Here is an 18,966-nt window from a genome sequence, read left to right as displayed (position 1 = left end):
GGGCCGGGGTCGGACTACTCGCCGGGGTGGGCGAGTTCGATGTCGTGGCCGTCGACTCCGGTGCCGGAGACCGTCAGGGCCGTGGCCACCGGCGGGTAGCCCGTCGCGATGACGGTGTACTCGCCGGTGTCCAGGTCGGCGAAGGCGTACGCCCCGTCCGTCCCGGTGGTGGCCGAGCCGACCACGTTGCCCGCCGCGTCCACCAGCGTCACGCGGGCGTCGGCCAGCGGACCGTGCGGGGCCCGTACGACACCCTGGAGCTGGGCGCCGGCGTCCAGGTCGACGTCGATCCGGGTGACGCCTGCGGCGCCGATCTCGACGGGCAGGGCGCGCGGCCGGAAGCCGGTGGCGTTGACCGCGACGGTCACCACGCCCGGCACCAGCTCGGCGAAGCCGAACTCGCCCTGCTCACCGGTGTTCCCGGTGGCCAGCAGGTCGCCGCGGACATCGGTGACGATCACCATGGCGTCCTTGACCGGCAGCGCGCTCCCGGCCGCCCGGACCACACCGTTCAGCCCGCTGGTGCCGCTGAGCAGGATGTCGTACGACACCGGCTCCTCGCCCACCACCACGGTGGACGCCTGCGGCTGGTAGCCGTCGGCGGAGGCGATCAGGACGTACGATCCCGCGCCCGGCGCGTCCAGGGCGTAGGAGCCGTCGGCCTGCGCGACCGAGCGGCCCAGCTGGCGGCCGGACAGGGAGATCAGGGTGACCGCGGCCTGCGGGACCGGGGCGCTCTCGGCGCCGCGGACGAAGCCGTGCAGCGGGGTGCCGCCGCCGCTGCCTGCCGCGGTGGGCTCGGCGACCGTGGCGACGGCCGCGAAGCGCTGCGTGCCCTCGGGACCCGCCTCGGTGGCGGAGGTGGCGGCGGCCCAGCTGGGCACCCGCTCGTCGGCGGGCTCGGACACCGCGGCCACGGGGGCCTGGGCCTCGGCGACGACCGGGGCGGCGGCCGGGTCCACGGCCGGGGCCGCGCCCTCGGTGGCCTGCGCCAGCGCGCCCTTCGTCTTCAGCGGGACCTCCTTGATGAACAGCGTGATCAGGAAGGCGATGGCCGCGAGGCCTCCGGCGATGAAGAAGACGTCGGCGATGCCGTGGCCGTAGGCGCTCTCCAGCAGCGTCCGGATGGGCGCAGGCAGCTTGTCCATGTCCGGGATGCTGTCCGTGGAGCCGGAGCCGGCCATGGCGGCCTGGTACTTGGGGCTCAGGGCGGAGATGCCGTCCTGGACGTAGTGCGTGATCCGGTGCGACATCACCGCGCCGAGGGCGGAGACGCCGACCGCACCACCCAGCGAGCGGAAGAAGGTGACCGTGGAGCTGGCCGAGCCGAGGTCGGACGGCGCCACCTGGTTCTGCGTGGCGAGCACCAGGTTCTGCATCATCATGCCGATGCCGAGACCCAGCAGGGCCATCCAGATGGCCATCTTCCAGTACTCGGTGTCGTAGCGGATGCTGCCGAGCATCAGCAGGCCGGCCGATACCAGCACGCCACCGCTGACCAGCCAGGCCTTCCAGCGGCCGGTGCGGGTGATGAACTGACCCGAGACGGTCGAGGAGATGAACAGACCGCCGATCATCGGGATGGTCATGACGCCGGACATCGTGGGGGACTTGTCGCGGGCCAGCTGGAAGTACTGGCTGAAGAACACCGTGCCGGCGAACATCGCGACACCGACGAACATCGAGGCGAGCGACGCCAGCGTGATGGTGCGGTTCTTGAACAGGCGCAGCGGGATGATCGGCTCGCTCGCCTTGGACTCGACGAGCACGAACAGCGCGCCGAGGACGATCGAACCGCCGACCATCGCGTACGTCTGCCAGGACAGCCAGTCGTACTTGTCACCGGCGAAGGTGACCCAGACCAGCAGCAGGGAGACGGCGGCGGAGATGAAGAAGGCGCCGCCCCAGTCGACCTTGACCTCGCGCTTGACCACGGGCAGGTGCAGGGTCTTCTGGAGCACGATCAGCGCGATGACCGCGAAGGGGACACCGACGTAGAAGCACCAGCGCCAGCCCAGCCACGAGGTGTCGGTGATGACACCGCCGAGCAGCGGGCCGCCGACGGTGGCGACGGCGAAGGTGGCACCGAGGTAGCCGGAGTAACGGCCGCGCTCACGCGGGGAGATCATCGCCGCCATGACGATCTGCGCCAGGGCGGACAGACCGCCGACGCCGATGCCCTGCACGACACGGCAGGCGATCAGCATGCCGGCGTTCTGCGACAGACCGGCGGCGGCCGAACCCAGGACGTAGATGACCAGGGCTATCTGGACGAGCGCCTTCTTGCTGTACAGGTCGGCGAGCTTGCCCCACAGGGGAGTGGCCGCGGTCATCGACAGCAGGGCCGCGGTGACCACCCAGGTGTAGGCGGACTGGCCGCCGCCGAGGTCGCCGATGATGTGCGGCAGGGCGTTGGAGACGATCGTGGACGACAGGATCGCCACGAACATGCCGAGCAGCAGCCCGGAGAGTGCCTCCATGATCTGCCGGTGCGTCATCGGGGCGTCGGCGGCCGCGCCTCCCCCGTGCTTGGCGTGAGCCCGCACACCGGCTGGTGTGGTCGTTGCCATGGGCTTCCTTTTCTTACGTCTTATGCGGGTGTACGGGTGGTTTCGATTACGGGTGCGGTGGCCCGGGTATGGGTGGTCCGGCAGTCGCCGAAGCTCGCCCTGAGCCGCGTCATGAGCCGGATCAACTGGCCGACCTCCTCGTCGGTCCAGTCGCTCAGCCGCTCGGCCAGCAGCTCGGTGCTGCGCCGGGACAGCTCGCAGACCTTGGCCTCGCCCGCAGGGGTGAGCCGCAGGATGCGCGAGCGCTTGTCCGCCGGGTCGGGTGCCCGTTCGATCCAGCCCCGCTCGGCGACATGCGTCACGTGCCGACTGGTCACCGACATGTCCACGGCGAGCAGCTCGGCGAGCTTGCTCATGCGCATGTCCCCATGACGGCTGAGCAGCGTCAGCACGCCGGCGGAACCGGCCGGGCAGTCGGACGGCAGGATCCGCCCCAGGTCCCGTTTCACGGCGCCGAAGGCGCTGAGCTGACGCGCCAGTTCCTCGAACTGCGCCTGCTGCGCCATCACACCTCCCGTATTCGTTGCTTGGGGCAACCATAGACTTGTTTGGTTGCTGAAGGCAAATAAGCCTGGGGTGGCGCGGACAAAGATTGGGCAAAGGCAAGTATCGTGATCGTAAATACACAGGTGGGTGGGGCTCCGGGGTGCATCTCCGCCCGCCCTGCCCCCCACTTGGGCCGCACTGCCGGATTCGCTAGGGTCTCGGGCCATGGCTAACACCCAGGGCCCCCAGGGCAACTACGACCCCGCCGGCAGCACCCAGATGTTCCGCGCGTTCGTCGACGAGGCCCCCCAGGGCCGGCAGCAGCAGGCGGCCGCCTCGTCCGGCCCCCGCATCGGTCTGATCGTCGGTGTCGTCGCGGCGATCGCGATCGTGGCGGCGGTCGCCTGGCTCGCGCTCATGTAACCGCTCCGACTACTTCGACTCCACTACTTCCACCCCACTGCTTCCACTCAGCTACTTCCACTCCACGTCCACGTCGCGCGTCTCGACGTGCATGCCCAGCGGCACCCGCCATGCGTCGACGCATACAGTCCAGGTGTGGTCCTTCCGTGCCCCGGCGCGGATCGGCGCCGGCAGGTCCTCGGTCGACTCGACCGTCGCCCAGTCGATGCCGAGCGCGTCGACGACGTGCGTGCCGAAGGTCAGCGTGCCCGAACGCACCGCCGTGCCGCCGGAGTTGTGGAAGCTCATGGTCACGTCCTCGCACCACCGCTTCTCCGTGGCCTCCCGCGCGGGCTCGCCCCAGGTGAGGGCGGCGGGGCCGGGAGCCGTGGTGCGGCCGGGAGCCGGCGTGGGAGAGGGCGATTCCGACGTCGGAGACGACGGCTCGGGAGTCGTACGGCCGGGCTCAGGGGGCTCGGCGACTCCCGATGAAGCCGGGCGGGAGCTCCGGCCGGACGCGGACTCTTCGGAACGGCTCCCTGGTGCCGCGCCGCTCGCCGGAGGAGCGTGGCCACCCCGGCCGGCGCTCTCGCCGCCACCCCTCGTGGGGCCGTCGAGGGGCACCAGGGTCACCGCATCCGTGGGGCCCACCGCGGCCCCGCTCGGCGAGCCGTCCACCGGGCCGACCGCGACGTAACCCTCGCCGCCGCCGCTTCCGCACGCGGTCAGGGCCGCGCCCAGGCAGACGACGGCCGCCGACGCTGCCGTGACAACGGCGCACCGGCGGCCATGAGTCGAACCGGACTCTGTCGATCCCGTCGCTCGAGGCATCGAGCCATAGTGGCTGACGCCCCGTCAAACAGGAAGGGTCAGTCGGAGATGAGGCCGTCCCTGAGCTGGGCCAGGGTGCGGGTCAGCAGCCGGGAGACGTGCATCTGGGAGATGCCGACCTCCTCGCCGATCTGGGACTGGGTCATGTTGGCGAAGAAGCGCAGCATGATGATCCGCCGCTCCCGGGGCGGGAGTTTGGCCAGCAGCGGCTTCAGGGACTCCCGGTACTCCACGCCCTCCAGGGCGGTGTCCTCGTAGCCGAGCCGGTCGGCCAGGGAGCCCTCGCCGCCGTCGTCCTCGGGGGCGGGGGAGTCCAGCGAGGACGCCGTGTAGGCGTTGCCGACCGCCAGGCCGTCGACCACGTCCTCCTCGGAGACGCCCAGGACGGCGGCGAGTTCGGTCACCGTCGGGGAGCGGTCCAGCTTCTGGGAGAGCTCGTCGCTGGCCTTGGTGAGGGCCAGCCGCAGCTCCTGGAGGCGGCGCGGGACGCGGACGGACCAGGAGGTGTCGCGGAAGAACCGCTTGATCTCGCCGACGACCGTAGGCATCGCGAAGGTCGGGAACTCCACGCCCCGCTCGCAGTCGAAGCGGTCGATCGCCTTGATCAGGCCGATGGTGCCGACCTGGACGATGTCCTCCATCGGTTCGTTGCGGCTGCGGAAGCGGGCGGCCGCGTACCGGACGAGGGGGAGGTTGAGCTCGATCAGCGTGTCCCGGACGTAGGCACGCTCGGGGCTGTCCTCGCCGAGCGCGGCCAGCCGCAGGAACAGGGAGCGGGACAGGGTGCGGGTGTCGATGGCCTCCGTGGTCGGAACGGCCGGGGCCGAAGCGGGCTCGAGGGGCGTGACGTCGTCGAGGACGTCGAGCGCATCGAGCTCCTTGGGCGCTGCCTCGCTCAGCGTGGGCGTGAGCACCTTCGAGCTGCCCTGTTCTGCGGACATGCCACCCCCTTTGGGTCGCGGGACGGTCGCGGCGGCGCTCCCACGAAGGAACGCAGCCCTCACCTGAATACCGGAGCCGGAGCCACGGCAAACGCGCTTCCCGCAGAATGTCACATGTCGGCAACACGCTGTAGTGACATGTCGACACACGGGAAGCGAATCGGCCCTGGAAAGAAGGGGTCTGACGGTTTTTCGGGGCACAACTGTCGGGAAGTGCCCCGGTGGGTGATTCGCTCGCGCCGGTTATGCCTCGATCCTGCTTGCGAGTCTTATCCGTGACGCCCCGGATGAGCCCGTGCCCCACTCCGGTGCGCCCCTGCGCCCCTTCGTGCCCCGGCTTATGCCTCGATTCGGTTCGCGGAACGCAGTCGCTGGAAGCTGCGCGCGAGGAGGCGGGAGACGTGCATCTGGGAGACGCCGAGTTCCGCGCTGATCTGAGACTGGGTGAGATTGCTGTAGTACCGCAGGAGCAGAATTCGCTGTTCCCTCTCGGGGAGCTGGACCAGGAGGTGGCGTACGAGGTCGCGGTGCTCGACCCCGTCCAGGGCCGGGTCCTCGTAGCCGATGCGGTCGAGCAGCCCCGGCATCCCGTCGCCCTCCTGGGCGGCCTCCAGCGAGGTCGCGTGATAGGAGCGTCCGGCCTCGATGCAGGACAGCACCTCGTCCTCGTTGATGCGCAGCCGCTCGGCGATCTCGGCGGTGGTGGGGGTGCGGCCCAGGGCCGTGGTCAGGTCCTCGGTCGCGCTGTTGACCTGTACCCACAGCTCGTGCAGCCGGCGCGGTACGTGGACGGTGCGGACGTTGTCCCGGAAGTATCGTTTGATCTCCCCGACGACCGTGGGCATCGCGAAGGTCGGGAACTGCACGCCACGGTCCGGGTCGAAGCGGTCGATGGCGTTGATCAGGCCGATGGTGCCGACCTGGACCACGTCCTCCATGGGCTCGTTGCGGGAGCGGAAGCGGGCGGCCGCGTAGCGCACGAGCGGGAGGTTCGCCTCGATCAGCGCCCCGCGCACCCGGTCGTGCTCCGGGGTGCCCGGTGTCAGGTCCTTGAGCTCGGCGAAGAGCACCTGGGTGAGGGCGCGGGTGTCGGCACCGCGGCGCTTCTCGGGGGCGGGGGCGGGGGCCTCCTCCTGGGGTGGCGCAGTACTGGCCGACACGGTCAACGCCACCTCTTCATCGGTCAATCATCCGCCAAAAGCGGTCATAGCATCACAAGACATGCGCACGGTGCGCAAGCACCCCATAACGCCGTGTTGAACGCAATTCATGACGAAAACCATCCGTAAGAAGCAGTGCGGCCCCCGCCGTCCCGGCGGGGGCCGAAGGGCTGCTTGGACCCTGGAGGCTCAGAACTCGTAGTCGGCGATCACCCACGTGGCGAACTCCCGCCACAGGGCGACGCCGGCCTGGTGCTTCGGGTGCTCGGCGTAGTGGCGCAGCGCGTCCGGGTCGTCGAAGGCGGAGTTGATGGCGAAGTCGTACGCGATGGGCCGGTCGCTGGTGTTCCAGCCCAGCTCCCAGTGGCGGATCTCGGGGATCTCGCCGTCCAGGGCGCGGAAGGCCTCCTCGCCCGCCACGACCCGCGGATCGTCGCGCCCGACGCCCTCGTTGAGCTTGAACAGGACCAGGTGGCGGATCATGGGCTCCAGCTCTTTCCGCTAGCTCTTCGCCCCGTTGGCCACCCAGGTCATGAAGTCGCCTATGGCCTTGGCGGCGTCCGATATGCCCTCGAAGCCTATCTGGACGTAGTCCGCGGCCTTGGCCGGGTCTGTGATGATCACGTACAGCGCGAAGACCACGAGCACGTACATGGCGATCTTCTTGGCGTTCACCGCCACCGCGGCCTCCCCCTGTCGCTGACTGCCCCGAGCGCTGTTGATAATCGCACAAAGGGCCCCATCCAATGGACGGGGCCCTTTTACGGCGGTAGCGGAGGGATTTGAACCCTCGGTGACTTGCGCCACACTCGCTTTCGAGGCGAGCTCCTTCGGCCGCTCGGACACGCTACCGAGGGAGACCTTACAGCACGGTGGGCCATGCGCTGAAATCCGTTTCCGGGCCCACCCGGAAACGCCTGGCTTCAGCAAACGCCCGGCTCCAAACGCCTGGCTTCAGCGTTCCCGGAAGAAATCGGTGAGGAGCCGGGAGCACTCCTCGGCCAGCACACCCCCGACGACCTCGGGGCGGTGGTTGAGCCGCCGGTCGCGGACGAGGTCCCAGAGGGAACCGGCCGCGCCCGCCTTGTCGTCACGGGCGCCGTACACCACCCGGTCCACGCGGGACTGCACGAGCGCGCCCGCGCACATCGTGCAGGGCTCCAGGGTGACCACGAGGGTGCAGCCGCTCAGCCGCCACTCGCCCAGCTTGGCGGCGGCCCGCCTGAGGGCGATCATCTCGGCGTGGGCCGTGGGGTCGCCGGTGGCCTCGCGCTCGTTGTGTCCGGTCGCGAGCACCGTCGTACCGTCCGTGGACAGCACGACGGCGCCGACGGGAACGTCTCCGCCCCGGACGGCCGTACGGGCCTCGTCCAGGGCGAGCCGCATCGCGGCCCGCCAGCGGTCGCGTATCGGGTCCGGTGTCCTGCCCCACGGCGTCCCGTCCGGGGCGGTCAGCGGACGGTCTCCAGCACCTCCGAGGCGCCCAGGGCCTCGGCGATCGTACTCAGCGCGTCCTCCGCGTCCAGGGCACGCAACTCCTTCTCGCCGATGCCCAGGTCGTCGAGGATCTCGTTGTCGCCCACCGGGCTGTGCGGCACCGCGTCGGCGGAGGTGCCGCCCTCGTCGTCATCGTCCTCGGACTCGCCGTCCTCGGTGCCGTCGAGGTCCAGGGCGTCCAGGTCGGGACCGTCGGAGCCGGGCTCGCGGCCGAGCAGTTCGTCCGTGAGCAGCAGCTCGCCGTACGCACTGCGGGCAGCGGCGGCGGCGTCCGAGACGTAGATGCGAGGGTCGTCCTCGCCGTCCACGCGGACGACGCCGAACCAGGCGTCCTCCTGCTCGATCAGGACGAGCACCGTGTCGTCATCGGGATTGGCCTCCCGTGCCAGGTCGGCCAGATCCGACAGGGTTTCCACATCGTCGAGCTCTGTGTCGCTCGCTTCCCACCCGTCTTCGGTGCGCGCGAGCAGTGCGGCGAAGTACACCGTGACTCTCCCACTGGTCATAGGTGTGCCGGTTGGGGGTCCCCCCGGCGGAGGTTCTTGGGCGGAGAGAGCTCAGGCTCCGAGCCCCACCCACTCGGAATCGTGGCAGAAACAAGGCGTCCAGGGGACGTCTTCGGCTCCCTGTGTCCGGCAGTTCTGCTCGCACGGACGCGCAGAGGCCTCCGCGTGTCCGCGACGGAATCACCAGCGCACTCGTTGCCGCCACGTGCGGATCGTACGCGGCTTTTCCCGCAGTCCACGCGCGGCATTACCGGGAACACCCCGGGAAAGACGGATCTTCCTACCGGCTACCAGCGGAACGTGCGCATGCGCATGGCGTGTCGGAGTCTGGCCGCCTTCGCCCGGCGGGGCTGGACACGGTCGCGCAACTCCCGGGCCTCGGCGAGCTCGCGCAGAAACCGGGCCCGGCGGCGCCGGCGTTCGGTATCCGTCTCCGGCGGCGGCACGCGGTGCCCCGTCCCGGCGGTGTCCTCGGGCATGTCGGATTGGTTCTCTGGCAGGTCAGGCACAGTCACACCACCCCAGTCCGTCCCTCCACTTTCCCCGGACGGGCGGTTTGATGCCAGCGCGAGGTGCGGGTCGGCGCGGTTACTGTTATGGGCATGCGTCTCCACGTCGTCGACCACCCCCTGGTCGCCCACAAGCTCACCACGCTGCGCGACCAGCGCACCGACTCCCCGACCTTCCGCCGGCTGGCCGACGAACTGGTCACCCTGCTCGCCTACGAGGCCACGCGGGACGTGCGCACCGAAGCGGTCGACATCGAGACCCCGGTCGCCGCCACCACCGGAGTGAAACTCGCCCGCCCGCGCCCGCTGGTCGTGCCGATCCTGCGCGCCGGCCTCGGCATGCTGGACGGCATGATGCGGCTGCTGCCGACCGCCGAGGTGGGCTTCCTGGGCATGATCCGCAACGAGGAGACCCTCCAGGCCTCCACGTACGCCACGCGCATGCCGGAGGACCTCTCAGGCCGCCAGGTGTACGTCCTGGACCCGATGCTGGCCACCGGCGGCACGCTGGTCGCGGCGATCCACGAGCTGATCAAGCGCGGCGCCGACGACGTGACCGCCGTGGTGCTGCTCGCCGCGCCGGAGGGCGTCGAGGTCATGGAGCGCGAGCTGGCGGGCACCCCGGTGACCGTCGTGACGGCCGCCGTCGACGACCACCTCAACGCGCACGGCTACATCGTCCCCGGCCTGGGAGACGCGGGCGACCGGCTGTACGGGGCGGCCGAGTAGGCCTCAGGGCCTGTCGTCGAATTCCCGTCTGCCCGCGCGCCCGGCACGCTCCCCCAGAGGGGGCACCCCCACTCGCCGCACCGGGCGGAAGCCCAAGTACGGTCCAGTACGAGGACTTCCGCCCGGCCCGGCGAGAGCACGCACCAGACGCCGCGGGGCCGCCCGTCGGGCGACGACGGGAATGCGCCCTAGCAGTCCTTCTTCTTCACGGCGGACGCCGCGGGCGCGGTCAGTTCGGCCACGGCCTTGTCGGCGTCCGCCCGCTTGCTGAGGTCCTTGAACCCGTTGCCGATGATCAGGTCGACGGCGTCGCCCTTACGGGTGGCGTCGGTGCGCCGTTCGGCGCCGGCGAGCTGGGCGGCGACGACCGGCAGCGAGGTGTTCAGGGCCGAGGCGGGGCCGAGGAGCATCCCGGTGCCCTTGACCTTCTTGTCGTACTGCTTGGTCGCGTTGCCCACGTCGCCGATGCGGAAGCCGCGCTTCTTCAGCTCGTCCGCGGTGTGCTTGGCCAGGCCGGTGCGGGCCGTGGCGTTGTAGACGTTGACGGTGATCTTCGCGGGCTCCGGCAGCGGCTCGGTGCGCGCGGCCGGGCTCACCTTCGTGCTGGCCGGGCATTCCGCCTTGGCGCCGGACACGGTGTCCTTGTCCCCGCCGCCGGTGAACACGTCGATGAGCTGCACGGTGCCCCAGCCGGCGACCCCGAGTGCGGTGACGCAGGCGACCGTCAGGAAGACGAGCCTGCCGCGCCGGCGGGGAGGGCGCATCCGCGGGTACTTGCCTCCCGTGATCCGGTACTCGCCGCCCATGCCGGGAGGAGTCAGCATGCTCATGAGCGCAGCGTAGTGCGCTCGGGCGGCGATGCCTACTAGATGATCATTCGACGCCGGTCGGCAGAACCCGAAAGGGTCAACAACACCCGAAAAGGCGAGTAAATCCGGGTGATCAGTCGAGTTCGAGCACGCGCGCGTGCAGGACCTGACGCTGCTGGAGCGCCGCGCGGACCGCGCGGTGCAGGCCGTCCTCCAGGTACAGGTCGCCCTGCCACTTCACGACGTGCGCGAAGAGGTCGCCGTAGAAGGTCGAGTCCTCGGCGAGAAGGGTCTCCAGGTCGAGCTGGCCCTTGGTCGTCACGAGCTGATCGAGGCGGACCGGGCGCGGCGCGACGTCCGCCCACTGCCGGGTGCTTTCCCGGCCGTGGTCGGGGTACGGCCGGCCGTTTCCGATGCGCTTGAAGATCACACGGAAAGCCTACCGGTCCTGACGTTCCGGGCGCAGCCTAGGCGACGCAGTGCGACGCTGGAAAAGACGCCGCATTCCGGTCATACCGGGAACAGGGGGCTGCGATGAGTGACAGTGAGACCGTGCGGCCCGCCACCCCTCCCGAGGCCCCCGCCGGTGACCGGGCCCTTCCCGCCGAGGCCCTGCGGATCGCCTCGGGTTACGCCTTCACCGGTCCGGCCCTCGACCTCGGTGCCCTGCTGTGGGACGGAGACTCCTTCCCGGACGCCCGGATCCGCGTCCCCCTGACCATGCTGAACCGTCACGGCCTGGTGGCGGGCGCCACCGGCACCGGCAAGACGAGGACGCTCCAACTGGTCGCCGAACAGCTGTCGGCGCAGGGCGTGCCGGTCTTCCTGGCGGACGTCAAGGGCGATCTGTCCGGGATCTCGGCGCCGGGCGTGTCGAACGACAAGGTCCGCTCCCGCTCCGCCGAGGTGCACCAGCGGTGGACGCCGACCGCCTTCCCGGTGGAGTACTTCGCCCTCGGCGGCCTCGGCCACGGCATCCCGGTGCGGGCCACCGTCACCGGCTTCGGCCCGGTGCTGCTGTCCAAGGTGCTCCAGCTCAACCGGACCCAGGAGCAGTCCCTCGACCTGATCTTCCGCTACGCCGACACCAAGGGCCTGGAACTGATCGACCTCAAGGACCTCAGGGCGGTCGTCGCCTTCCTCACCTCCGAGGAGGGCAGGGCCGAACTGAAGGCCGTCGGCGGGCTGTCCACCGCCACGGCCGGGGTGATCCTGCGCTCCCTGACCGCCTTCGAGGCGCGGGGGACGGCGGACTTCTTCGGGGAGCCGGAGTTCGACACCGGGGAGTTCCTGCGCACGGCCGAGGACGGGCGGGGCGTCGTCTCCGTCCTCGAACTGGCCGCCGTGCAGGAGGAGCCGCGGCTGTTCTCCGCCTTCCTGATGTGGCTGCTGGCCGACCTTTTCCACGACCTTCCGGAGGCCGGCGACGTCGACAAGCCGAAGCTGGTCTTCTTCTTCGACGAGGCGCATCTGCTGTTCGACGACGCCTCCAAGGCGTTCCTGGAGTCGATCACGCAGACCGTTCGTCTCATTCGCTCGAAAGGGATCGGCGTCTTCTTCGTCACCCAGACACCGAAGGACGTACCGTCCGACGTCCTCGGCCAGCTCGGCAACCGCGTCCAGCACGCGCTCCGGGCCTTCACCCCGGACGACCAGAAGGCCCTCAGGGCCACGGTGAAGACGTTCCCCGACTCCGCGTACGACCTGGAGGAGCTCCTCACCGGCCTCGGCACCGGGGAGGCCGTGGTGACCGTCCTCAGCGAGAAGGGCGCCCCGACTCCGGTGGCCGCCACCCGGTTGTGTGCGCCGGAATCGTCGATGAGCCCGGTCGACGCGGCGGCCCTCGACGACGCGGTGCGGTCGTCCGCGCTGCATCACCGTTATGCACAGGCTGTGGACCGCGAGTCGGCGTATGAGAGGCTCGCGGCCGGGCGGGAGAAGGAGAGCGCGGGTGCGCCCGGGAGGGCTCCCAGGGAGGAGCCGTCCCTCGTGGAACAGGTCGTCGGGAGCGGCGTGTTCAAGTCCTTGGCCCGGTCGGTGGGCACCCAGATCGGCCGTGAGATCACCCGCTCCCTGTTCGGCACGGCACGGCGGAGGCGGTAGGCCCGCCCCCGCCGGTGCGTCAGCGGTTCCGGTGCGTCAGCGGTTCCGGTGCTTCTCGGGCGGGTCCTGAGGCTGGGGTCTCTTCACGTCCGGTCTGGCCGTGTTGCGGACGGCCTCGGCGCGCAGCAGGGCGCGCAGGACCGCGTAGGGGTCTGTGGGCATACCTGTGTTCCTTGCGTCGTACTGGGCGGCTTACTGGGCGTTCGGGGCGGGGCCCGTCAGCAGCGCAGGACCACGGAGCGCAGGGTGTGTGAGGTGTGCGGGGGCCGGCGCGGCGCCGGGAGGGGGCGGTGGCTCCGCGTACGACCGGGGGCCGGGTCGGGAAGGGGCGCGGGGCGCAGCGGTACGCCGGCCCGGTGTACGGAGCAGGGGGGAGGCCGCAGGGCCGGCTCGAGGAGGTCGTACTCGACGGTTTCGCCCGATGACACGGACAATCCGGGCGGCGCGGACGGCACCGGGGCCGCCTGCGTCTGCGTGCCCGGCACCGACAGCGCCAGCAGCAGCACGAGCACCCGCAGCCAGGCGCGGCCGCGCGGGTGGCGGCGGGCGGCCCACAGGGCCTGGCGCCCTGGGCGCTTCACACGGTGACCGGGATCTGCTTGGCCCGGCTCCGGATGCCGATCGAGGTGACGATCTCGACGATGCCGACCACGACCAGCCACCAGCCGGCGAAGAGGGTGAGCACGACGACCGACCGGAAGGGCGAGACGATCAGCACGATCCCGGCGACGAACGTGACGATCCCCAGGAAGATCTGCCAGCCGCGGGCGGGCACGGTGCTGTCGTGGGCGGCGGCCAGGGTCTGGGTGATCCCGCGGATCAGCCAGCCGATGCCGATCCACAGGGCGAGCAGCAGGATCGACTGCATCGGTCCGCGGAAGCAGAACAGGCCCAGCAGGATCGACAGGGCGCCGCTGATGAAGGCCAGCATGCGCAGCGAGGTCGCCTTGTGCGTGCCGAACGCGGCGGCCAGCTGGAAGACGCCGCTGATCAGCAGGTAGATCCCGAAGAGCACACCGGCGGCGAGCAGGGAGGGGCCCGGCCAGATCAGCACCAGGATCCCCAGGACCAGCGACGCGATGCCGGTGATGAGCACGACTTGCCAGGCGGCGCGGGACAGGGTGTGCAACGGCCCCTCGAACGGCGGCTCCGGCTCGTGCCCGCCCGCGGCCCGGCCGGCCGTGTGCGCGTGCGCGGCCCGGTCGTCGAACTCCCGGCCCCAGGTGGGATCACTGCTCGGTGACTCGGTCATACTCCATGCTCGGCCCGCCCGAGACCGCCCCGCCATCCGAGCGGGGCCGCACGGATGAGCCCGGGTTTCCGGCATGCTGCGGCGGGGCGCCGCCTGATCTGGCCCTCGCCCGGGCGGGGGCACGTTGCGGCCCGCGGCGCTGCGTGCGGTGCCGGGTTTTCGCCCCCGCCGCCCCTACCCTTCCCGTCCTCCAGGGGGCTCCGCCCCTTCGACCCCGCCGGGGCTGCGCCGCTATACCCCGCCGGGGCTGCGCCGCTATACCCCGCCGGGGCTGCGCCGCTGTACCTCCACGGGGCTGCGCTCCTGTGCCCCGCCGGGGCTGCGCCCCTGCACCTCCACGGGGCTGCGCCCCTGCACCTCACGGGGCTGCGCCCCTGCACCCCCACGGGGCTGCGTGTCGGCGCAGGCCGGACCGCCGAGGGCGCTTGCAGCCGTCCCGCCTACTTGCCGGAGGCCTTCGCCGCTGCCTTCATCTCCTGTTTGTGGGCGCGGACCTTGGTCAGGGATTCCGGGCCGGTGATGTCGGCGACGGAGCGGAAGGACTTCGGTTCGCCGTAGGCGCCCGCGGCCTCGCGCCAGCCCTTGGGCTGGACGCCGAGCTGCTTGCCCAGCAGGGCCAGGAAGATCTGCGCCTTCTGCTTGCCGAACCCCGGCAGGTCCTGGAGCCGCCGCAGCAGTTCCCGCCCGTCGTCGACGCCTTTCCAGACCAGCTCGGCGTTGCCGTCGTAGTGCTCGACGAGGTACTGGCACAGCTGCTGGATCCGCTTGGCCATGGACCCGGGGTAGCGGTGCACGGCCGGCTTCTCCGACAGCAGGGCCGCGAAGGCCTCCGGGTCCTGGGCCGCGATGTCGTGCGCGTCGAGGTCGTCGGCGCCCATGCGCCGGGCGATGGTCGACGGCCCCTTGAACGCCCACTCCATCGGGACCTGCTGGTCCAGCAGCATCCCGGTCAGCGCGGCGAGCGGGGACCGCCCGAGGAGCTCGTCGGCCTCGGGGTCCTGGGCGAGGTGCAGGGTGACGTCCATGACCCCGATCATCCCTCGAAGCGCCCCGCGACGCCGCCCACCTCGATGCGGGCCCCGCATCGCGTACGATCTCGGCAGATAAGTTAGGGAAGGCTAACCTAAAGGGAAATGGGGCCCACGGGTGATCACCGGGACCTACCGCGACGCCTGGGGAATTCCGCACCTGCGCGCCGACAGCGCACGCGAACTCGCCCGCGCCCAGGGCCGCGTCACCGCCCGCGACCGGGCCTGGCAGCTGGAGGTCGAGCGGCACCGGACGCAGGGCACCTCGGCCTCCTTCCTCGGCGCGCAGGCCCTCGCCTGGGACGTCTTCGTCAGACGGGCCCGCCTCGCCGACACGGCCGAACGCTGCTTCACGGCCCTGGAGAGACATGACCCCGAGACGGCCAACTGGCTGCGGGCGTACGTCGACGGCGTCAACGAGGGGCTGGCCCGCACCGACGTCCCGGAGTTCGCCCGCACCGCCCTCACCCCCGGCCACTGGGAGCCCTGGACCCCGCTCGGCGTCTGGCTGTCCACCCACATCCTCTTCGCGGGCTTCCCGGCCAAGCTCTGGCGCGAGCAGGCCGTACACCACCTGGGCCCGGAGGCGGTCGGCCTGTTCGCCACCGACGGCCCCGGCACCTCCGGCAGCAACGGCTGGCTGCTCGCCGGCGAACGGACCACCACCGGCCATGCCCTCATCGCGGGCGACCCGCACCGCTTCATCGAGGACCCGGGCGTCTACCAGCAGATCCACCTGTCCTGCCCGGAGTTCGACGTCGTGGGCCTCGCCGTCCCCGGTGTCCCCGGCATCGCCCACTTCGGCCACACCGGCACCGTCGCCTGGGCCATCACCAACGCGATGGCCGACTACCAGGACCTCTACCGGGAGCGGCTGCGGCGCACCGGTGCCGGGGTGGAGGCGCTCGGCCCCGACGGCACCTGGCGCCGCGCCCACCGGCACACGGAGACCGTCCGAGTCGCGGGGGAGGAGCCGGTCGAGGTCGAGGTGATCGAGACGGAGCGGGGGCCGGTGATCGCCGGCGGACCGGAGGGCCTCGACGGACACGACCCCGCCGCCGACCTCCTCGGAACGCCCACCGCCCTCGCCCTCCGCCACCCGCCCCGGGTGACCGGGGACCTCGGCTTCAGCGCCCTCCTGCCCCTCCTGCGCGCCCGCCGGGTCGCCGACGTGGACCGCGCGCTGGACGCCTGGACCGAGCCCGTCAACGTCGTACAGGCCGCCGACACCGAGGGCGGCCTGCTGCACCGGGTCGCGGGCAGTGTGCCCATCAGGGCGGAGGCCAACCGCGTCCGGCTGGTGCCCGCCTGGGAGCCCGGCCACGAGTGGCGGGGCCGGCACGAGACGCCCCGCGCCGGGCTCACCGACGGCATCGCGGTGATGGCCAACCAGCGCGGCCCCGCGACCCCGCTCGGCGTGGAGTTCGCCCCGCCGCACCGCGCCGACCGCATCACCGCCCTGCTGCGGGAGAGGGACCGGTGGTCGCCCGGCGACATGCCCGCGATCCACATGGACACCCACCTCGCCTCCGCCGCCCCCCTGCTGGAGCACCTCGCGGCGCTGGACGGCCTGTCCACCGAGGCCGCCGGGCTGCGCGACCGCCTCCTCGCCTGGGACCGCGGCATGGACGCGGCCGGCACGGACGCGGCGGCCTACGCGGCGGTGCGCGGCGCGGTCGCACGCCGGCTCGCCGCCCACCCCGCGTTCGCCGCCCTGACCGAACCGCCCGCCTACCCCGAGGTCCTCCTCCCCTGGCTCGCCCTCCTCCCGCGCATCGGCTTCGCCCTCGAACACCTGCTGACCGCCGAGGACCTGTACGGCATCGACCGCCCCGCCGCCGTCCGCGCGGCCGTGGAGGAGGTCGCCGCCGCGGAGCCCACCGGCACCTGGGGTGACAGCCACCGCCTCGCCCCCTGGCGGGCGCTGCCGACGACGTCGTACGACGCACCGGGGCTGTCCGGCGACCACGACTGCGTGCTGTGCACCTCCGCCGTGCCCGGCCTCTCCGACCTGAGCGCGCGCGGCCCGGCCGCCCGCTACGTGTGGGACCTGGCCCGGCGCGAGGACAGCCGCTGGGTGGTCCCCTTCGGCGCCTCGGGCGTGCCCGGCTCGCCCCACCGCCACGACCAGCTCCCCCTGTGGCTCGCCGGAGACCTCGTCCCCGTCGTCACCGACTTCGACCAGCTCACGAAGGAGACCGATGTCTGACCCGTACGCCACCCGCGAGGCCGTCCACGAGCAGGTGACCGACGGCTTCGGCACCGTCCGCATCCTGCCCCTCGACCCGCACGCCGACGCCGGGACGGTCCATGCCTGGGTGAGCGAGGAGCGGGCCGTCTTCTGGGGCATGACGGGCCTGACACGGGACCAGGTCGCCGAGCTCTACGCCCACATGGACACGCTCGACACCCACCATGCCTTCCTCCTCCTCAAGGACGGCGCCCCGGCCGGGCTCCTCCAGACGTACGAACCGGAGGCCGACCGGGTCGGCGAGTGCTACGACGTCCGCCCCGGCGACATCGGCCTCCACCTGCTGCTCGCGCCCGCGGGACCCGGCGCCGCGCGCACCGGCTGGTCGTCACACCTGCTGACCGCCGCCACCTCGTACGCTCTGCGCGGCCCGGACCGGCGGCGGATCGTGGTCGACCCCGACGTGCGCAACGAGAAGGCGATCGCCCGCTTCCTCAAGCAGGGCTTCGAGGCGGGCGAGGCCGTCGTACTGCCGGAGATCGACATCCCGGACGTGTACCTGCCGGAGAAGCGCGCCCAACTGGCGTTCCTGACCAGGGAGGTAGCCTGCCCGGATGACGGTGACTCATGACGGGCCGGCGAACCCCCACGGACCGGTGACGCCCGCCTTCCTGGTCGCCCGCTACGGACTGGAGCCGATACCGCGCGAGGGCGGGCTGTTCCGGCAGACCTGGGCAGGGCCGGAGCGGGCCGACGGCCGGCCCGAGGGCACGGCGATCGTCGCCCTGCTCACCGCGGACGACCACTCGGCCCTGCACCGCCTGCCCACCGACGAGGTCTGGCACTTCTACCTCGGCGACCCGCTCCACCTGCTGCTCCTCGCCCCCGACGGGACATCGGCGAGCCCCGTGCTGGGACCCGGCGTCCTCGCCGGGCAGCACCCGCAGCTCACCGTGCCCGCGGGCACCTGGATGGGCGCGCGGGTGGCGCCGGGCGGCGCCTGGTCCTTCTTCGGCTGCACGATGGCACCCGGATTCACCTACGCGGGCTACGAACACGGGAACGCGGCGGACCTCACCGCGCGTTATCCGTCCGAGGCGGACCGGATCGCGCAACTGTGCCGCCCATGAGCCTGCTTCAGGGACAGATCGCGCTGGTCACGGGCGCCGGCGGCGGCATCGGCCGGGGGATCGCGCTGCGCTTCGCGAGGAGGGCGCGGCGGTCGCCGTGCTCCCCCACCGGGGGCACCCCCAGCCGTACGGCGCTCGAGCCCGCCCGGGAACTCGCCGCGGCCATCGAGGACCTGGGCAACCGTTCGGTCGTCCTCCAGGCCGACCTCACCGACGAGGACGCCTGCCACCAACTGGTCCGCAAGGCCGCCGCATGGGGTGGCGGGCGGCTGACCGCGCTGGTCGACAACGCGGACGTCCAGCCGGTCCGGCCGCTGCCCGGCATGCCGGCCGCCGAGTGGCGGGCGGTCGTGGACACCAACCTCGCCGGCGTCTTCGCCTGCACCCAGGCCGCCGCCGAGGTGATGCGGGAGTGCGGCGGCGGCAGCGTCACCCACATCGCCTCCATCAAGGCCGCCCACCCGGCCCCCGGCCACGCCCACCACAGCGCCTCCAAAACGGCCGTCGTGACGCACGCCCGCGCCGCCGCCCTGGAGTACGGCCCGCACGGCATCCGCGTCAACACCGTCTCGCCCGGTCTGATCGACCGCGCGGGCCTGGCCGAGGCCTGGCCGGAAGGCGTACGGCGCCGGCAACAGGCGGTGCCCACCGGCCGGCTGGGCCGGCCCGAGGACATCGGGCGTCTTCCTCGCCTCCCCGCTCGCCTCCTGGATCACCGGCCACGACCTGGTGGTGGACGGCGGGGTGTCGGCGCGCCCCACGTGGTGAGCACAACGGTTGTCCGCCGCGTACATACAGGGAAGTACGCGAGTCCGAAGACGG

General features: G+C 71.7%; 22 protein-coding genes, 1 tRNA gene and 1 pseudogene. 7 read left to right on the top strand and 17 right to left on the bottom strand.

All coding sequences use genetic code 11. The features are described from left to right. Positions 1-14: 14 nt before the first annotated feature. Together ACWGJM_RS38310 and ACWGJM_RS38305 are read right to left on the bottom strand one after the other, a co-directional pair. Positions 15-2,570 (bottom strand): MFS transporter, encoded by a 2,556-nt coding sequence (locus ACWGJM_RS38310; protein WP_453416362.1) that lies wholly within the window; start codon positions 2,568-2,570, stop codon positions 15-17. 20 nt (positions 2,571-2,590) lie between these two features. Further along, positions 2,591-3,076, bottom strand: coding sequence for a MarR family winged helix-turn-helix transcriptional regulator (locus ACWGJM_RS38305; protein ID WP_453416361.1), 486 nt, complete (start codon positions 3,074-3,076; stop codon positions 2,591-2,593). A gap of 205 nt (positions 3,077-3,281) precedes the next feature. On the opposite strand from ACWGJM_RS38305, the gene ACWGJM_RS38300 reads away from it, so the two are divergent. Next, complete coding sequence (locus ACWGJM_RS38300; protein ID WP_453416360.1) at positions 3,282-3,479, top strand: hypothetical protein; 198 nt, start codon at positions 3,282-3,284, stop codon at positions 3,477-3,479. Positions 3,480-3,530: 51 nt separating this feature from the next. On the opposite strand, the gene ACWGJM_RS38295 is transcribed toward ACWGJM_RS38300, so the two are convergent. From ACWGJM_RS38295 to ACWGJM_RS38255, 9 genes are all read right to left on the bottom strand, one after another. Then, complete coding sequence (locus ACWGJM_RS38295; RefSeq protein ID WP_453416359.1) at positions 3,531-3,767, bottom strand: hypothetical protein; 237 nt, start codon at positions 3,765-3,767, stop codon at positions 3,531-3,533. Between the two features lie 560 nt (positions 3,768-4,327). Continuing rightward, positions 4,328-5,230: an RNA polymerase sigma factor SigF gene (locus tag ACWGJM_RS38290; RefSeq protein ID WP_453416358.1), complete on the bottom strand. Its 903-nt coding sequence runs from the start codon at positions 5,228-5,230 to the stop codon at positions 4,328-4,330. A gap of 338 nt (positions 5,231-5,568) precedes the next feature. Further along, on the bottom strand, positions 5,569-6,396 hold the full coding sequence (locus tag ACWGJM_RS38285) for an RNA polymerase sigma factor SigF (protein ID WP_453416383.1): 828 nt from the start codon (positions 6,394-6,396) through the stop codon (positions 5,569-5,571). Between the two features lie 183 nt (positions 6,397-6,579). Continuing rightward, positions 6,580-6,873, bottom strand: coding sequence for a Dabb family protein (locus tag ACWGJM_RS38280; RefSeq protein ID WP_453416357.1), 294 nt, complete (start codon positions 6,871-6,873; stop codon positions 6,580-6,582). A gap of 18 nt (positions 6,874-6,891) precedes the next feature. After that, positions 6,892-7,071, bottom strand: a complete 180-nt coding sequence (locus tag ACWGJM_RS38275) for a hypothetical protein (protein ID WP_453416356.1) — start codon at positions 7,069-7,071, stop codon at positions 6,892-6,894. 86 nt (positions 7,072-7,157) lie between these two features. After that, positions 7,158-7,242: transfer RNA gene (locus ACWGJM_RS38270), tRNA-Ser, on the bottom strand. A gap of 102 nt (positions 7,243-7,344) precedes the next feature. Further along, positions 7,345-7,776 carry a tRNA adenosine(34) deaminase TadA gene (gene tadA, locus ACWGJM_RS38265; RefSeq protein WP_453416355.1) on the bottom strand — a complete coding sequence of 144 codons (432 nt, stop codon included), beginning with the start codon at positions 7,774-7,776 and terminating at the stop codon, positions 7,345-7,347. A gap of 65 nt (positions 7,777-7,841) precedes the next feature. Then, entirely contained in the window at positions 7,842-8,372 is a 531-nt protein-coding gene (locus ACWGJM_RS38260) for a tRNA adenosine deaminase-associated protein (RefSeq protein WP_453416382.1), read from the bottom strand. Between the two features lie 308 nt (positions 8,373-8,680). Then, the gene (locus ACWGJM_RS38255) at positions 8,681-8,872 is read right to left on the bottom strand and encodes a hypothetical protein (RefSeq protein WP_453416354.1); all 192 of its coding nucleotides are present in this window, start codon (positions 8,870-8,872) and stop codon (positions 8,681-8,683) included. A 123-nt stretch (positions 8,873-8,995) separates the two neighbouring features. Between ACWGJM_RS38255 and upp the strand changes: the two genes are divergently transcribed. Beyond that, the gene (gene upp / locus ACWGJM_RS38250) at positions 8,996-9,631 is read left to right on the top strand and encodes a uracil phosphoribosyltransferase (protein ID WP_453416353.1); all 636 of its coding nucleotides are present in this window, start codon (positions 8,996-8,998) and stop codon (positions 9,629-9,631) included. Between the two features lie 188 nt (positions 9,632-9,819). Here the strand turns inward: upp and ACWGJM_RS38245 are convergent, their stop codons facing one another. Both ACWGJM_RS38245 and ACWGJM_RS38240 read right to left on the bottom strand, forming a co-directional pair. Further along, positions 9,820-10,461 (bottom strand): LytR C-terminal domain-containing protein, encoded by a 642-nt coding sequence (locus ACWGJM_RS38245; protein WP_453416352.1) that lies wholly within the window; start codon positions 10,459-10,461, stop codon positions 9,820-9,822. Between the two features lie 112 nt (positions 10,462-10,573). Next, complete coding sequence (locus tag ACWGJM_RS38240; RefSeq protein WP_003999914.1) at positions 10,574-10,870, bottom strand: type II toxin-antitoxin system VapB family antitoxin; 297 nt, start codon at positions 10,868-10,870, stop codon at positions 10,574-10,576. Between the two features lie 104 nt (positions 10,871-10,974). Here ACWGJM_RS38240 and ACWGJM_RS38235 point away from each other — a divergent pair, with 104 nt between their 5' ends. Then, positions 10,975-12,543, top strand: a complete 1,569-nt coding sequence (locus tag ACWGJM_RS38235) for a helicase HerA-like domain-containing protein (RefSeq protein ID WP_453416351.1) — start codon at positions 10,975-10,977, stop codon at positions 12,541-12,543. Between the two features lie 36 nt (positions 12,544-12,579). Here ACWGJM_RS38235 and ACWGJM_RS38230 read toward each other — a convergent pair whose 3' ends face one another. The 4 genes from ACWGJM_RS38230 to ACWGJM_RS38215 all read right to left on the bottom strand — a co-directional run bounded on the left by ACWGJM_RS38230 (position 12,580) and on the right by ACWGJM_RS38215 (position 14,820). Continuing rightward, positions 12,580-12,705, bottom strand: a complete 126-nt coding sequence (locus ACWGJM_RS38230; protein WP_453416350.1) for a hypothetical protein — start codon at positions 12,703-12,705, stop codon at positions 12,580-12,582. Positions 12,706-12,761: 56 nt separating this feature from the next. Continuing rightward, positions 12,762-13,124 (bottom strand): hypothetical protein, encoded by a 363-nt coding sequence (locus tag ACWGJM_RS38225; RefSeq protein WP_453416349.1) that lies wholly within the window; start codon positions 13,122-13,124, stop codon positions 12,762-12,764. Further along, entirely contained in the window at positions 13,121-13,795 is a 675-nt protein-coding gene (locus tag ACWGJM_RS38220) for an HdeD family acid-resistance protein (RefSeq protein ID WP_453416348.1), read from the bottom strand. Before ACWGJM_RS38220 ends, ACWGJM_RS38225 begins: the two co-directional genes overlap by 4 nt. A gap of 440 nt (positions 13,796-14,235) precedes the next feature. Further along, complete coding sequence (locus tag ACWGJM_RS38215; RefSeq protein ID WP_453416347.1) at positions 14,236-14,820, bottom strand: HhH-GPD-type base excision DNA repair protein; 585 nt, start codon at positions 14,818-14,820, stop codon at positions 14,236-14,238. A 121-nt stretch (positions 14,821-14,941) separates the two neighbouring features. Between ACWGJM_RS38215 and ACWGJM_RS38210 the strand changes: the two genes are divergently transcribed. The 4 genes and pseudogenes from ACWGJM_RS38210 to ACWGJM_RS38195 all read left to right on the top strand — a co-directional run bounded on the left by ACWGJM_RS38210 (position 14,942) and on the right by ACWGJM_RS38195 (position 18,912). Then, positions 14,942-17,032 (top strand): penicillin acylase family protein, encoded by a 2,091-nt coding sequence (locus ACWGJM_RS38210; protein ID WP_453416346.1) that lies wholly within the window; start codon positions 14,942-14,944, stop codon positions 17,030-17,032. After that, a complete protein-coding gene (locus ACWGJM_RS38205) occupies positions 17,025-17,645 on the top strand; it encodes a GNAT family N-acetyltransferase (RefSeq protein ID WP_453416345.1) in 621 nt (206 codons plus the stop codon). Before ACWGJM_RS38210 ends, ACWGJM_RS38205 begins: the two co-directional genes overlap by 8 nt. Before the next feature lie 25 nt (positions 17,646-17,670). Beyond that, positions 17,671-18,144, top strand: a complete 474-nt coding sequence (locus ACWGJM_RS38200) for a cupin domain-containing protein (protein WP_453416381.1) — start codon at positions 17,671-17,673, stop codon at positions 18,142-18,144. Continuing rightward, positions 18,141-18,912, top strand: a pseudogene (locus tag ACWGJM_RS38195) (SDR family NAD(P)-dependent oxidoreductase). The gene ACWGJM_RS38200 and the pseudogene ACWGJM_RS38195 overlap by 4 nt, the downstream one beginning before the upstream one ends. Positions 18,913-18,966: the final 54 nt, after the last annotated feature.

It is taken from the genome of Streptomyces sp. NPDC054834, assembly GCF_053611185.1.
The sequence above is the reverse complement of the archived record's forward strand: the minus strand, read 5'-3'. Positions and strand labels throughout refer to the sequence as shown.

What these genes read in the sequence shown, in the direction of transcription:
- ACWGJM_RS38310 (WP_453416362.1), bottom strand. Translation starts at nt 2,570, where the DNA reads ATGGCAACGACCACACCAGCCGGTGTGCGGGCTCACGCCAAGCACGGG.
- ACWGJM_RS38305 (WP_453416361.1), bottom strand. Translation starts at nt 3,076, where the DNA reads ATGGCGCAGCAGGCGCAGTTCGAGGAACTGGCGCGTCAGCTCAGCGCC.
- ACWGJM_RS38300 (WP_453416360.1), top strand. Translation starts at nt 3,282, where the DNA reads ATGGCTAACACCCAGGGCCCCCAGGGCAACTACGACCCCGCCGGCAGC.
- ACWGJM_RS38295 (WP_453416359.1), bottom strand. Translation starts at nt 3,767, where the DNA reads ATGAGCTTCCACAACTCCGGCGGCACGGCGGTGCGTTCGGGCACGCTG.
- ACWGJM_RS38290 (WP_453416358.1), bottom strand. Translation starts at nt 5,230, where the DNA reads ATGTCCGCAGAACAGGGCAGCTCGAAGGTGCTCACGCCCACGCTGAGC.
- ACWGJM_RS38280 (WP_453416357.1), bottom strand. Translation starts at nt 6,873, where the DNA reads ATGATCCGCCACCTGGTCCTGTTCAAGCTCAACGAGGGCGTCGGGCGC.
- tadA (WP_453416355.1), bottom strand. Translation starts at nt 7,776, where the DNA reads ATGCGGCTCGCCCTGGACGAGGCCCGTACGGCCGTCCGGGGCGGAGAC.
- ACWGJM_RS38255 (WP_453416354.1), bottom strand. Translation starts at nt 8,872, where the DNA reads ATGCCCGAGGACACCGCCGGGACGGGGCACCGCGTGCCGCCGCCGGAG.
- upp (WP_453416353.1), top strand. Translation starts at nt 8,996, where the DNA reads ATGCGTCTCCACGTCGTCGACCACCCCCTGGTCGCCCACAAGCTCACC.
- ACWGJM_RS38245 (WP_453416352.1), bottom strand. Translation starts at nt 10,461, where the DNA reads ATGAGCATGCTGACTCCTCCCGGCATGGGCGGCGAGTACCGGATCACG.
- ACWGJM_RS38235 (WP_453416351.1), top strand. Translation starts at nt 10,975, where the DNA reads ATGAGTGACAGTGAGACCGTGCGGCCCGCCACCCCTCCCGAGGCCCCC.
- ACWGJM_RS38230 (WP_453416350.1), bottom strand. Translation starts at nt 12,705, where the DNA reads ATGCCCACAGACCCCTACGCGGTCCTGCGCGCCCTGCTGCGCGCCGAG.
- ACWGJM_RS38220 (WP_453416348.1), bottom strand. Translation starts at nt 13,795, where the DNA reads ATGACCGAGTCACCGAGCAGTGATCCCACCTGGGGCCGGGAGTTCGAC.
- ACWGJM_RS38215 (WP_453416347.1), bottom strand. Translation starts at nt 14,820, where the DNA reads ATGGACGTCACCCTGCACCTCGCCCAGGACCCCGAGGCCGACGAGCTC.
- ACWGJM_RS38205 (WP_453416345.1), top strand. Translation starts at nt 17,025, where the DNA reads ATGTCTGACCCGTACGCCACCCGCGAGGCCGTCCACGAGCAGGTGACC.